This is a genomic window from Dickeya ananatis (assembly GCF_019464615.1).
GTDB lineage: Bacteria > Pseudomonadota > Gammaproteobacteria > Enterobacterales > Enterobacteriaceae > Dickeya > Dickeya oryzae.
Map to the genome: position 1 here is coordinate 1753537 of NZ_CP040816.1, position 13963 is coordinate 1767499.

At 53.6% G+C, this 13963-nt stretch carries 13 protein-coding genes and 1 riboswitch; of the genes, 4 read left to right on the top strand and 9 right to left on the bottom strand.

From position 1 onward, the window contains the following. Positions 1-36: 36 nt before the first annotated feature. The gene (gene rlmA / locus FGI04_RS07655; RefSeq protein WP_407274752.1) at positions 37-849 is read left to right on the top strand and encodes a 23S rRNA (guanine(745)-N(1))-methyltransferase; all 813 of its coding nucleotides are present in this window, start codon (positions 37-39) and stop codon (positions 847-849) included. Between the two features lie 50 nt (positions 850-899). On the opposite strand, the gene mntP is transcribed toward rlmA, so the two are convergent. The 5 genes from mntP to manX all read right to left on the bottom strand — a co-directional run bounded on the left by mntP (position 900) and on the right by manX (position 5142). After that, positions 900-1472, bottom strand: coding sequence for a manganese efflux pump MntP (gene mntP / locus FGI04_RS07660; RefSeq protein ID WP_342700916.1), 573 nt, complete (start codon positions 1470-1472; stop codon positions 900-902). Positions 1473-1479: 7 nt separating this feature from the next. Continuing rightward, a riboswitch (yybP-ykoY riboswitch) is annotated at positions 1480-1663 on the bottom strand. 195 nt (positions 1664-1858) lie between these two features. Continuing rightward, on the bottom strand, positions 1859-2317 hold the full coding sequence (locus tag FGI04_RS07665; protein ID WP_407273426.1) for a DUF986 family protein: 459 nt from the start codon (positions 2315-2317) through the stop codon (positions 1859-1861). Positions 2318-2468: 151 nt separating this feature from the next. Next, entirely contained in the window at positions 2469-3305 is an 837-nt protein-coding gene (locus FGI04_RS07670) for a PTS mannose transporter subunit IID (protein WP_016941443.1), read from the bottom strand. Between the two features lie 14 nt (positions 3306-3319). Next, a complete protein-coding gene (locus FGI04_RS07675; RefSeq protein ID WP_342700914.1) occupies positions 3320-4117 on the bottom strand; it encodes a PTS mannose/fructose/sorbose transporter subunit IIC in 798 nt (265 codons plus the stop codon). 68 nt (positions 4118-4185) lie between these two features. Beyond that, positions 4186-5142: a PTS mannose transporter subunit IIAB gene (gene manX / locus FGI04_RS07680; protein WP_407336533.1), complete on the bottom strand. Its 957-nt coding sequence runs from the start codon at positions 5140-5142 to the stop codon at positions 4186-4188. A gap of 579 nt (positions 5143-5721) precedes the next feature. Here manX and FGI04_RS07685 point away from each other — a divergent pair. Then, positions 5722-7272 (top strand): TerC family protein, encoded by a 1551-nt coding sequence (locus FGI04_RS07685; RefSeq protein ID WP_342700912.1) that lies wholly within the window; start codon positions 5722-5724, stop codon positions 7270-7272. Between the two features lie 99 nt (positions 7273-7371). Here FGI04_RS07685 and FGI04_RS07690 read toward each other — a convergent pair whose 3' ends face one another. The 3 genes from FGI04_RS07690 to pabB all read right to left on the bottom strand — a co-directional run bounded on the left by FGI04_RS07690 (position 7372) and on the right by pabB (position 10983). Continuing rightward, positions 7372-8733 (bottom strand): L-serine ammonia-lyase, encoded by a 1362-nt coding sequence (locus FGI04_RS07690; RefSeq protein WP_038904266.1) that lies wholly within the window; start codon positions 8731-8733, stop codon positions 7372-7374. Between the two features lie 237 nt (positions 8734-8970). Beyond that, a complete protein-coding gene (locus FGI04_RS07695; protein ID WP_342700910.1) occupies positions 8971-9594 on the bottom strand; it encodes a CoA pyrophosphatase in 624 nt (207 codons plus the stop codon). Positions 9595-9612: 18 nt separating this feature from the next. Then, on the bottom strand, positions 9613-10983 hold the full coding sequence (gene pabB / locus FGI04_RS07700) for an aminodeoxychorismate synthase component 1 (protein ID WP_407336534.1): 1371 nt from the start codon (positions 10981-10983) through the stop codon (positions 9613-9615). 146 nt (positions 10984-11129) lie between these two features. On the opposite strand from pabB, the gene FGI04_RS07705 reads away from it, so the two are divergent. Beyond that, positions 11130-11315 (top strand): YoaH family protein, encoded by a 186-nt coding sequence (locus tag FGI04_RS07705; RefSeq protein ID WP_342701289.1) that lies wholly within the window; start codon positions 11130-11132, stop codon positions 11313-11315. Between the two features lie 39 nt (positions 11316-11354). Here FGI04_RS07705 and FGI04_RS07710 read toward each other — a convergent pair whose 3' ends face one another. Further along, positions 11355-11702, bottom strand: a complete 348-nt coding sequence (locus FGI04_RS07710; RefSeq protein ID WP_016941436.1) for a RidA family protein — start codon at positions 11700-11702, stop codon at positions 11355-11357. 277 nt (positions 11703-11979) lie between these two features. On the opposite strand from FGI04_RS07710, the gene yoaA reads away from it, so the two are divergent. Continuing rightward, positions 11980-13899 carry a DNA repair helicase YoaA gene (yoaA, locus tag FGI04_RS07715; protein WP_342700908.1) on the top strand — a complete coding sequence of 640 codons (1920 nt, stop codon included), beginning with the start codon at positions 11980-11982 and terminating at the stop codon, positions 13897-13899. Positions 13900-13963: the final 64 nt, after the last annotated feature.

The following is a 13963-nucleotide window of genomic DNA, read 5'->3' on the forward strand; positions in this document are numbered from 1 at the left end:
TTTCTCATCATCAAGAACGCTATGCAAAAATCGTCAGTGCCTTATCAATGCCCTCTATGTCATCAACCCCTATACGCCGAATCCGATCGTTGGTCTTGTGGACGACACCATTTTGATCGCGCACGGGAAGGGTACGTCAATTTACTGCCAGTGCAGTTTAAGCGCTCCAAACAGCCGGGAGACAGTGCTGAAATGATGCAGGCCCGCCGGGCTTTTCTTGATAATGGGCACTATCAGCCGCTGCGCGATCGGGTATCAGAGCGCCTGTCTTTCTGCATGCAGGGACTGCCGGGGGCATTATTGGATATTGGGTGTGGCGAGGGGTATTACACGGCCGCGCTAGCGGACAAACTCGCCCCGCAGCAGATGCCTGTTTATGGGCTAGATGTGTCTAAAGCGGCGATACAGCGAGCGGCAAAACGCTATCCCCAGGTCATGTTTTGTGTGGCCTCCAGCCAACGGCTGCCTTTTCAGGACAACTCTTTGGCTGCCGTATTGAAAATCTATGCGCCCTGCAATGGCGACGAACTGGCGCGGGTTATTCAGCCTGGAGGAGGGGTGATGACCGTCTCTCCAGGGCCCAACCATTTATTGTCGCTCAAAGCGCGGGTTTACCAGGATGTCAAACCGCATCCTGAAATTGATGAAGTATTTCCGGGGTTTGTGCTGGAAACCGTTGAGCGGCTACAGTATCGCATGTCGATGACGGGAACGGATGCCGCTAGTCTATTACAGATGACGCCATTTGCGTGGCGAGCGACGCCGGATGTACGTGATGGATTAATGGCAGAATCGCAGTTTGAGTGTGAAACCGATTTTCTGATTCGATTGCACCGGCGCGAAGGTTGAAGCGCGTGGGATAACGAACGGGCAGCGAAGGCTGCCCGTTGGTGTATTCATCAGGCGAGATCGAGCAGGTGTTCGTAAAGAATGTTGCAGCCTATGCCGATCAGAACCACGCCACCAAGAATTTCGGCTCGTTTACCCAGGATGGGACCGACATATCGGCCAATCATCATGCCGAGTGTCACCATGATCATGGTGGCACAACCGATGGCCATCGCGGTGTGGAAGATATTCACCTGCAGGAACGCCAACCCGACGCCAATCGCCATCGCATCCAGACTGGTGGCGACAGCGGTGCACACCAAAACGAACAGACTGTGTTTAGATATTTTCTCGCAGTTACAGGCGTCTTCGCCTTTTAACCCTTGCACAATCATACGGCCGCCCAAAATGAGCAGCAGACTGAAAGCAACCCAATGGTCCCAGGCGAGAATAAAACGGCTGGCATAAAATCCGAGCGCCCAACCGATTAACGGCGTCAACGCCTCGACAAAACCGAAGATGAGACCAGTTCGTATAGCTTCACGGAAACGGGGATTGTGCAGTGTGGCACCTTTACCAATAGACGCAGCAAAAGCGTCCATAGACATGCCAAAAGCAAGAATGAGTGTAGCGGATAAATTCATAATAAATGGCCTCGGCTGGGCAGTTCTCCATATCCACGTAATCCCCCCCCAACCAGACGACGGATCACGTGTCTATGGTCTCGCCTGCCAGTCTGGCCGCTCGTACCACGTTCAGTGAAGAACGAGTATGTTGATACGAGCATTCCTGAATGTGAGATATCAGGAATCGGCTACTCCCCAAGGACGGCGCAAAGATACCATATTATTCCTGCAGGAAACAACAATAAATAATATATGGGTTTAATTGAAATTGAGAATTATTTTCATCTTTAAAAGGCCGGAAACAATTGGTGAAAATTAAAACAATACTACGTGGTTAAAATAGCGACCAGATATATTAGGTTAATATGGATGACGATTTATTCGCAAAGCGAATTTATTTCATTTCATTGATTTTCAATCATAAAATTATATATTTTCTCTAAATCATCCAAATCATCGACCGCCACCAGTAGTCGCCTTTTTTCAAGCCCAATCACCAGAATGCCGTCTTCTGATAAATTCATATTCCTAATACGGTGATAAGGAATATAGGTATTGGCATAAAAGAAACCCTGATCTTTGAAGAGTAATTTTGGGTAACGAATCATGGTGAGATATATCGCCATGAGTATGAGCGAAAAAAGCAACAATGTTGTCAGGTAAGCGCCCTGCGTTGTGACATTCTTGTAGATGAGTATCGCCACCAATACGATAAAGATCAGCGCGTCCAGTCGGTGTTTTCGTCGCAATTGCACCTTGAGCAGGGTATGACCATGCTGTCGACCCATGAGGAACTCATCGTAAATGGCGTACAGCAGTGACAAGGCAATCGAGACCATCAGAACAACGTCGGTAAAAGTCATGTACAACTCCAATGGTGGTGATAGGCGCTAAAAACAATTTGGATGGTGAAAGTGGCAAATATCGTCAGGAACGTAAGGCGATGACAGTTTAACGATCTCTCTGTCTAACAATACAAAAAATAACATGGCCGGGTTGCCCCGGCCGGTTGCGTCAGAGTCCCAACACGCCAATCCAGTAACCGATGATACCGATAACGAAAAAGCCGACAATCAACCAAAGTGCATTCACTTTGCGGCGCAGAAGCCACATACAGCCAAATGTCAGCAGTAACGGCACTAAACCTGGCATCAATTGATCAAGTATCGATTGCACCGTCGTGACGGTGGTATGCCCGTCCTGCCCAGTTACGCGCGACACCACCAAAGGAATGTTAACGTGGGTCCATTTGTTGACTAGCGCCCCCATGACGAAGAGCCCCAGAATCGACGCCCCTTCAGTCATTTTTTGCAGCAAGCCGCCACCCATGTCACTCACGATATCCGCCCCTTTACGGTAACCGTAAGCCACACCGTAATAGCGCACCAACAGGCGCACCAGATTAAACAATACAAAAAACAGGATAGGACCAAGCAGGCTGCCGCTCATAGCGATGCCAGCACCCAGCGCCGCGAAGACAGGGCGCGCTGTTCCCCAGAATATCGGGTCACCCACACCGGCCAGCGGCCCCATCAGCCCGACTTTCAGGCCGTTTATCGCCCCATCGTCGATCGGTGCGCCGTTGGCGCGCTGTTCTTCCATCGCCATCGTCACGCCCAGAACGGGGGCGGCGACAAATGGCTGTGTATTAAAAAACTCCAGATGGCGTTTAATCGCCTGTTTGCGCTCTTCCGAGTTTTCCGGGTAGAGGCGACGAATCACCGGTACCATGGAAAAGCAGAAGCCCAGTGCTTGCATGCGTTCAAAATTCCACGACCCCTGGAACAGGTTCGAGCGTAGGAACACGGCGCGAATATCGCTGGGAGTCAGTTTCTTTGTGGTGTCCACCATGGCTTGCTCTCCTGTTAATCCAGTTCGTTATCAAGATCGTTGTTTGACGATGCAGCCGCTGCACCATGAGCTTTGTTGTATTTAGGGCTGAGTTGGATATACAGCACCGCCATAACAACACCGATGACACCCAGTGCGACCAGATTGAAATTAGTGAAGGCGGCGGTAACAAAGCCCAAATAGAAAAATGGCATCAGATAACCGGCGCGCATCATGTTGATGACCATCGCATAACCGACGACTACGATCATACCGCCGGCGATATTCAGCCCAGTGGTGACCACTTCGGGGATGGAAGAGAGCAGGCCGTGTACCGCTTCTGTTCCGACTGAAATGGCAACAATCACCGCAGGGATAGCAATACGCATGGCCTGCAACAGCAGGGCGGAAACGTGGATCCAACTGATAGCGGAAAGGTTACCGCGCTCGGCGGCGCTGTCAGCGGCATGCTGGAAGGCGACGGTGATAGTGCGCACAATAATGGTCAATACCTGACCTGCGGCAGCCAGCGGGATAGCCAGAGCGATCCCGGCACCGACGCTTTGGCCACCAGCGATAACCAGAATGGTAGAGATGATAGAGGCCAGGGCCGCATCGGGTGCAACCGCCGCACCGATGTTCATCCAGCCTAATGCGATCATTTCCAGTGTACCGCCGATAATAATCCCGGTTTTCAGATCGCCCAGCACCAGCCCGATGAGGGTACAAGCCACCAGTGGCCGGTGAAACTGGAATTCGTCGAGAATAGAACCCATACCTGAAATACAGGCCACAATAAATATCAGCACGATTTGAAACGTGGTGATCTCCATGGTACTTCTCCTGTGAGAATAGTGGTCCGAACAATAACGTCGTTACGCGCTTCGTTGCTCCGGAGGCGTCAACGCGGCACTTTGGTGATCAAATCCATCATATTGAGTTTGGTATCTGTCGATACCTTCCGGACTTCCAGCTCAATACCTCGCGCATGGAGCTTGTTGAACGCGTCGATATCCTTGTCGTCAATCGATACTGCATTATTGACCTGGGTTTTGCCCTGACGGTAAGCCATCCCGCCAATATTGATCGACTTAATCTCGACGCCGTTTTCCACCAGTCGCAGTACATCGGTTGGATTGGTAAACAGCAGCATAACGCGGTCAGCGGCGTATTTCGGGTTATCGTAAACTCTGACAGCCTTGGCGACATCGACCACATGCGCAGAAACGCCGGGAGGAGCGACTTGAGTCAGTAGCGTTTTTCGCACGTTATCCGCCGCCACTTCGTCGCTAACCACAATAATCCGGCTGACGTTGGTTTCCTTGGTCCAGCGGGTGGCGACTTGCCCGTGAATCAGGCGGTCATCAATGCGGGCCAACCCGATTTTCATGTGTCCACCCGCTCCCGGTGGTGCGCTTGGTTTGGCGCTGACAGGGGCAGGGCGAGGCGCATTTCCCGGTTCTGGTGCCTTCAGCGTTTTGACGCCAGCACGACCGGCCTCCAGAGCGATGGCAACCAGTTCGTCGAAGGCTGGGTTGTCGTCGCGGGCCATAAATGTTTCGGCCAGCATGGGAATATTGACCCCGGTAATCACTTCGTGATTTTTCTTGTCGTTCACCAGACGGCTGGCCGCGTTAAACGGGCTACCGCCCCAGGTGTCGACCAGAAAAAGCACACCTTGCGAGGTGTCCAGCTCGGCTAGTTTCGCCTGATATTTTTCCATCAGGATCTCGGCGTTTTCGCCGGGAACAAAATCAATCCAACCAACGTTACTCTGTTCACCAAGAATCATTTCAGCTGTATTTAACAGCGGACCGGCCGTGGCGCCGTGAGTGCATAGTATGATGGCAATACTCACTTGCTCCCTCCTTTCAAGAATCACTGTTTTGTTGAGAGTGAAATCTGTCTGATTATCTGGATAAATTTCGTCACGTTTATCTGTGAGCGATATTCAGTATGGCTGCAATACCGTTTCTTGCCTGATTCTTTCCGATATAGGGCACAAAAAGCGCGTAAGGTACGCATTACGCCGCTTTATGAATCGATTCAGGACAGACTGACATCGGCAGGATTTATTTTAGGGGTCGAATAAATAAATTATGTGATATCGCTCGACAATTAGTAGCGGAATTGCGCTGACGATGGTTGTGTTGCCCATGATGCGACCGGCTGGAGTCACAGAAAATCGTTGTGGAAAATAGCATTGACTCTGTTAAAGTTACTCTCCCTTTAATTACAGAGGAGTTACGGGTAAACGCCCTTCCTATGGACTGTCACCGACGATTCATTTCTTTTACTCCGGCGCTGGCCGGTGGGGTTCTTCAGCTAATTGGCCATTCAGGCCGTATTCAGCCTTGTACTGATATCTCTCTTTTTCTTTCGCTGCATAATGCGACGGCATTGATGTCGTTTGCTCGTTCATTTTCCGGAGTCTGACATGGAATTTTTGCTGGATCCCTCAATCTGGGCAGGCTTACTGACGTTGGTGGTACTCGAAATTGTATTGGGTATCGACAACCTGGTGTTCATCGCCATTCTGGCAGATAAACTGCCTGCCAGACAGCGTGACAAGGCGCGAGTCATCGGTTTATCGCTGGCGCTGTTGATGCGGCTTTGCCTGCTATCACTGATTTCCTGGATGGTGACACTGACTCGACCGTTGTTTTTCGTCGGGCAGTTTAGCTTTTCGGGCCGCGATTTGATTTTGCTGGCCGGGGGGATATTTTTGCTGTTCAAGGCCACGATGGAATTGCATGAACGGCTGGAAAATCGCCCGCATGATCCCAATGCCAACCGTGCGCAGGCAAGTTTCTGGGCCGTAGTGGTACAGATCGTTATTCTGGATGCGGTGTTCTCGCTGGATGCGGTGATTACAGCGGTAGGTATGGTCAACCATCTGGGTGTGATGATGACCGCCGTGGTGATTGCGATGGCCATTATGTTATTGGCATCGAAGCCGTTAACCCGTTTTGTGAACGCGCATCAAACCGTCGTTGTGCTTTGTCTGAGCTTCCTGCTGATGATCGGCCTGAGTCTGGTTGCTGAAGGGTTTGGTTTCCATATCCCGAAAGGCTACCTGTACGCGGCGATCGGTTTTTCGATCATTATCGAACTGTTTAACCAGGTTGCCCGACACAACTTCATCAAACACCAGTCGCACTTACCTATGCGTGAACGTACCGCCGAAGCGATTTTGCGTCTGATGGGGGCGCGCAAAGCGACCCATGATGAGGAAGAGCAGCCGCTGCAACAACCGGAAGAAACGTTTGCGGAAGAAGAACGCTACATGATAAGCGGGGTGCTGACGCTGGCTTCCCGCTCCCTGCGTAGTGTTATGACGCCGCGTACCGATATTTCCTGGGTGGACAGCGAACGGTCGGTGGAAGATATTCGTCTGCAATTACTGGATACACCCCATAGTCTGTTTCCGGTGTGTCGGGGATCGCTGGATGAGCTGGTCGGTGTCGTGCGTGCCAAAGACTTGCTGGTCGCGTTGGAAGAACATACCGATGTGGAACAGTTCGCTGCCAACAACCCGCCGATCGTGGTCCCTGAAACATTGGATGTGATCAATCTGCTGCCGGTACTGCGCCGGGCAAAAGGCAGTCTGGTGATCATCACCAATGAGTTTGGCGTGGTACAAGGGCTGGTTACGCCGCTGGATATTCTGGAGGCAATTGCTGGCGAATTCCCGGATGAAGATGAAACGCTGGACATCATCGAAGACGGGGACGGCTGGCTGGTACGAGGGGGGACCGATCTGCATTCGTTGCAGCAGGTGCTCAATGTGCAGGACCTGGTCGACCCGAAAGAGGATTATACCTCGTTGGCGGGATTGTTATTGGCGCACAGCGATGAATTCCCCAAAGTGGGCGACACACTGGAGCTGCACCGATTGCGTTTCCTGATCGTGGAAGCGACGGACTACCGTATTGAACTGGTTCGGGTGGTTCGTATACCGGAAACAACCGCAGAAAACGCTGTATAAGCCGTGTCGGCCGAGTGATGTAACGCCCGCCGTTGTGGCGGGCGTTACTGGCGCAAAAGTATCAATTCCTGTCAGGATAAATCAATGGAGCGTTTGCCATCAGTCGCATTGAACCTTGATTGCCAGCCCACCGCGGGAAGTTTCACGGTATTTGGCGTTCATGTCTTTGCCGGTTTCGTACATGGTTTCAATCACCTTATCGAGTGATACGCGCGCTTCAGTCGTGCGGCGTATCGCCATGCGGGTCGCGTTGATGGCTTTGACGGACGCGATAGCATTGCGCTCGATACACGGCACTTGCACCTGTCCGGCAACCGGATCGCAGGTCAGGCCTAAATTGTGTTCCATACCGATTTCTGCGGCTACGCACACCTGTTCCGGGCTGGCACCCAGCAATTCAGCCAGACCCGCCGCCGCCATCGAACAGGCCACACCCACTTCGCCCTGACAACCGACTTCCGCTCCGGAAATAGACGCATTCATTTTATACAACGACCCAATCGCGCCAGCCGCCATGAAATAACGCAGATAGATACCGGGGCCGACGGGTTCGATAAAGTGATCATAGTAGGCCAGTACCGCCGGCACGATACCACAAGCGCCGTTAGTCGGTGCGGTGACAACCCGTCCTCCGGCTGCGTTTTCCTCGTTGACTGCCAGTGCGAACATGTTGACCCAGTCCACAACGTTCATCGGGTCGTTAGATAGCTTGTCCGAGGAGACCAACATGCGGCGAAGCGCGGCGGCGCGGCGCGGCACCCGCAGCGGGCCAGGTAGCACGCCCTCGGTATTCATGCCGCGATCCATACATGCACGCATGGTTTGCCAGACCGCAGCGAAATAATCTTCAATTTCCTGACGGCTATGCAACGCCAGTTCATTGCGCATCATCATGCCGGAAATAGAAAGTCCGCTCTGTTTGCAGTGCTCCAGAATTTCCCGGGCCGAGCGGTAAGGATGCGGAACGGTGAGGGTATCTTCCTGAGTCTGACCAAAGTGCGCTTCATCGACGATAAACCCACCGCCGATCGAGTAATACGTTTGGCGAAACAGCGGAAGATCGGCAGCAAAAGCGGTCAGCGTCATGCCGTTTTCGTGCAGCGGCAAATTTTCTCCCCGAAAGATCATGCCGCCTTCGCGGGGGAAGGCGACCTCATGTGCGCCTGCCAGAGACAACCGTTCGGTCTGCTCGACTTCCCGAATGAACGTCGGGATAGCATCGATATCTACCGTATCGGGTTGGTTACCCGCCAGACCAAGAATAATCGCGATATCGGTATGGTGACCCTTGCCGGTCAGAGCGAGAGAGCCGTAAACCTCGACCATGACCCGATCGGTACGAGACAGCAAATCCCGCTGTTGCAGTTCATCGACAAATTGCTTACCGGCTTTCATCGGTCCAACCGTATGAGAGCTGGAGGGGCCAATTCCGATTTTGAACATGTCGAATACGCTTATCACGCTGAAACTCCTCTCAGGGCGTTGCCTGTTGTGACTATATAGGAAGCGGGTCGTCGTTGCTCGCTATACCACCACATATCCGGTGTGATGGCGCGAAGCTGACTTGCTTTAGAATAAAACTCGATAGATCGCGCTATTGTAGTGGAGAGTATGCTGACATATTCGGCTTTTCACATGAAATAAAGTTATGTTATGCCGAAAAATAACTTATAGCTGGCGAAGGGAAACACGGCAAAATCAAACGGACTCCGGCATCGCCACGTGCAGTGCTAACTGACGAATGATGGCGGCGGTCAGCCCCCAGACCAGTTGTTGCTGATACCAGGAAAGGTAAACCCGGTGGCGTTGTTGATGGCGTTTGATATCCAGCGGGTAGTAACGCTGTAGGGCAAACGCCTCTCGTAATGGCATTTCAAACAGTTCTGCGACTTCATCGGCGTTAGGATGAAAAGGCGTGTTTTCCGGTAACAGGCCGACCACCGGCGTGACCTGATAACCACTGGAGCTGTCGAAGGCAGGCAGTGTACCCAAAATCTGAACCGATGCTGGCGGAATGGCGACTTCTTCCTCGGCTTCACGCAGCGCGGTGGCAATCAGCGAGGTATCTTCCGGATCTGCCGCTCCGCCGGGGAACGCTACCTGTCCGGCATGCTTACGCAGGTGGGGCGAACGGCGTGTCAGCAGCAGGCATGGGTCCGGGCGACGGATAATCGGTATCAGCACAGCCGCCTGCTGTTGGTGGCGAGTAATCGGCAAAACCGGTGCTGTTTGCAACTGAAAGCGTGTAATAAATGCGTCCAGATCGTAAGGGGCGTCATCATCTGTATCGGGTAAGAAAGGCAACAGCGTGGTATCCGTCATGATGTTCAGCCCTCCGGTTTAATCCATAGTCGATACTGTTAATAACGGCAGAATGCGGCCAATCTTGTCGAATGTTTCCTGATATTCTGCCTGTTCTTCGCTATCGGCCACAATTCCACCACCCGCCCAGCAGGAAAGTGTGCCGTTGGTGGCGATCAGTGTGCGAATGGTGATGTTGGTATCCATGGTGCCGCAAACGCTGAGATAGCCGATACTGCCGCAATACGCATTGCGTCGGTGAGGCTCCAGTTCCTCGATAATCTCCATCGCGCGTACCTTGGGCGCGCCGGTGATCGAGCCGCCGGGAAAGCAGGCGCGTAGCAGGTTCGTGGCGTGCTGTTGCGACGGGAGTTGCGCTTCAATGGTGCTGACCAGATGGTGTACCGCCGGAAAAGGCTCCACGACAAATAACTCGGGAACACGCACGCTACCCGGCACGGCGACCCGACCAATATCGTTGCGCAGCAGGTCAACGATCATCAGGTTTTCTGCACGGTCTTTTTCGGAGTCAGCCAATCGCTGCGCCTGACGGGCATCTTCGTCGGCATCCGGCAGCCGCGGCAGTGTGCCTTTGATCGGTCGCGTTTGAATGTGGTTATCGTGCAGCCACAGGAAACGCTCTGGCGAAATGCTGAGCACGGCGCTATGCGGTAATCGCAAAAAAGCAGAAAACGGTGCCCGGTTGCTGGCGGAAAGCGTCAGGAAGGCCTGCCATTCATCCCCTTGATAAGCCGCCTGAAAACGCTGAGCCAGATTGACCTGATAACAATCGCCAGCACGCAGATAGTCCTGAATTCGGCGGAATTTTTCACCGTACTGTTCGCGGCTCATGTTGGCTTGCCAGTCGCTGGTCAGGCAAAATGCGCCCGGCTCAACGGGGGAAAGATTATTTATCCAGGCCAGTCGGCTCGCGATATCTCCGTGGCACACCAGGGTCAGGCGTTGTTGGTGATGGTCGGCAATTAACGCCCAATCGTAAATACCTACCGCCATGTCAGGCTGGTCGATATCCCGCGCCGCCACTGACGGCAAGGTTTCTACCCGTCGACCCAGATCGTACCCAAACAGGCCCAGCGCGCCGCCCTGAAACGGATAATCCGGATGGGGTGGGACGTTGACTGCCAGCGCATCGATGTGCTGTTGCAGCAATAAAAACGGGTCTTCGATCGAAATCTGCCGGGTATCACCTTGTTGAATGGTGGTTTGTGTACCAATCGTCTCTAGCGTCAGGCGTGGCTCGGCGACCAGAATGTCAAACCGGTTATGAGGATGGTCGGCAAATCCGGAATGGAGCAACATCGCCCAAGGCTGGTGTGAGAGTGTGCTAAAAAGGCGTAACAGCACATCCGGTTGGTAGGACAGAGCATGATAGACTATCGATGTCGGCATAACGGTATTGGTATGGTCTCGCGGTGTTGGTCATACCGGCAGCCGAGTGCTGAACCGGCAGCAGGCGTTGCAGTGTTGCAAGCGTACCACAAACCGCAACCTGACGCGGGCATTGTCGGCATAAAAAGGTTTTCAGGAGAAGAATGATGTTTGCAGGTATCCCGGCGCTGACCCATGAGCAGCAGCAACAAGCGGTGGAAAGAATACAGCATCTGATGGCGGAAGGCATGAGTAGCGGTGAAGCCATCGCCCAGGTCGCGGAGGAATTGCGTCAAAACCACCAAGGGGCGCGGGTGGTGGCGCGTTTTGAGGATGACGACGCACAAGAGTAATGGCTGACGGGCGGCACAGGTCACCGCCGCCCGCGAGTGTTATTCCACAGCGGCGATCGCTTTGATTTCCACTTTAAATTTGGGGTTCATCAGTTTCGCTTCGACGGTGCAACGCACCGGTGCGCTACCTGCTACGACCCAGGCATCCCAGGCGGCGTTCATGGCGGCGAAATCCGCTTTATCGGCCAGAAAAATAGTGACATCCAGCAGGCGACTCTTATCGCTGCCCGCCTGTTGCAAGATGGCATCCAGCGATGCGAGCGCGTTTTCGGTTTGGGCCTTGGCGTCGTCATCCAGGTTTTCCGGCACACTGGTGTAGTACAGCGTGTTGTTATAGATAACCGCGTCGGACCAGCGTGCGTCGGGATTGATACGGGTAATGGCCATGAAGTCAGTCTCCTTGTGGTATGTGCGCGTTGCAGGATTTGCGTATTGCAGCATGTGCAGTGCAGTTGTGCAGAGTAGAATTGTACAAAGTGGAACAGGCGCTAAAACCGCAGAGACTAACACAATTCGTCTTTCCGCGTGACTCCAGAGTGGGGCGCGAATACCCGCGTGCTGTGGATACCTGAGCCGGAGTGGTGTCGTGCGCGCAGGCTTGGCATAATCAGCCACCTTATTCGGCCGCATTCAGGTGACAGCATTGTCAGACAAGAGAGACCGCGTGACAGCAGAGAACACAATCGACGATTTTGCAACGGATGGCGTACTGGCGAGGGCGATTCAGGGCTTCCAGCCGCGTGAACCACAACGGCAGATGGCGGCGGCTGTGCTGGAAGCTATTGATGCCAGACAACCGCTGGTGGTGGAAGCGGGTACCGGTACGGGCAAAACCTATGCGTATCTGGCACCGGCTCTGCGTTCTGGCAAAAAAGTGATTGTGTCTACCGGCTCGCGCGCGTTGCAGGATCAACTGTATAGCCGTGATCTACCGAAAGTCGCCGATGCATTACAGTTTCAGGGTAAGCTGGCGCTACTAAAAGGCCGTGCCAATTATTTGTGCATCGAACGCTTAGAGCAGCAATCGCTGGCGGGCGGCGATCTCGGTCATGAAGTACTGCGTGTGCTGGTACGGTTGCGCAGTTGGAGCAGCGAAACGGAAGACGGCGACATCAGCCAGTGCGGCGATGTCGCCGAAGACAGCGCGGTATGGCCGCTGGTGACCAGCACCAACGATAACTGTCTTGGCAGCGATTGCCCACATTACAAAGACTGTTTTGTGGTGAAGGCCCGTCGACGGGCGATGGATGCCGATGTGGTCGTGGTGAACCATCATCTTTATTTAGCGGATATGGTGGTCAAAGAGAGCGGGTTTGCTGAATTGATCCCCGATAGCGACGTCGTAATATTCGACGAAGCCCACCAGATTCCCGATATTGCCAGCCAGTACTTTGGTCAGCAGCTCACCAGTCGTCAGTTGCTGGATCTCGCCAAAGATATCGTGATTGCTTACCGCACTGAAGTGCGCGACGCCAGTCAGTTGCAGAAAAGCGCCGATCGGTTGAGCCAGAGCACCCAGGATTTCCGGCTGGCGCTGGGTGACCCGGGATTTCGTGGTAATTTACGTGACATTGTCACGGATAATGTGTTGCAGCGGTCGTTGACGTTGCTGGATGATGCGCTGGAGCTGTGCTGTGATGTGGCGAAGTTATCGCTGGGCCGTTCTGCGTTGCTGGACGCTGCCTTTGAGCGTGCGACCGTTTATCGGGCTCGGTTAAAGCGGCTGCGTGATGTGCAGCAACCTGGCTACAGCTACTGGTACGAATGCACCTCGCGTCATTTTGTGCTGGCGCTGACGCCACTGTCGGTCGCAGACCGCTTTCGCGATGTGATGAAAGAGAAACCGGCCTGTTGGGTGTTTACCTCAGCTACGCTGTCAGTTAACGAGCAGCTCACGCATTTTATCGAGCGGTTGGGGCTGGATCAGGCTCGCACATTACTGCTGCCAAGCCCGTTTGACTATGCGACCCAGGCATTACTGTGCGTACCGCGTAACCTGCCGGAGATCAATCGCCCTGGCGCTGCCAGACAACTGGCGCGGCTGTTACGCCCACTCATCGAAGCCAATCAGGGCCGTTGCTTCATGTTGTGTACCTCACACCAGATGATGCGTGATCTGGCTACGGAGTTTCGTGCCTCATTAACGTTACCGGTGCTGATCCAGGGGGAAACCAGTAAGCCGCAATTACTGGCGCAGTTTCTGGCGGCGGGCAATGCGCTGCTGGTAGCGACCGGCAGTTTTTGGGAAGGCGTCGATGTGCGAGGGGATGCGTTGTCGTGTGTGATTATCGACAAGCTACCGTTTACCTCACCGGATGACCCGCTGCTGAAAGCGCGTATGGAGGATTGCCGGGTGCGCGGTGGTGATCCGTTTGATGAGGTACAACTGCCTGATGCGGTCATTACGCTAAAGCAAGGGGTTGGTCGGCTGATTCGCGATGTGGAAGATCGCGGTGTGTTGGTGATTTGCGATAATCGATTAGTGACACGACCCTATGGTGAGGTGTTTTTGACCAGCCTGCCGCCCGCGCCAAGAACGCGCGATTTGCGTCAGGCTATCGATTTTCTGACGCGCAAACCGTGACGCTTACCGGCGCTGGCTGTTATGATGCGCGCCGTTGAAATATTCTCTCCCTGCCTGAGGTTGG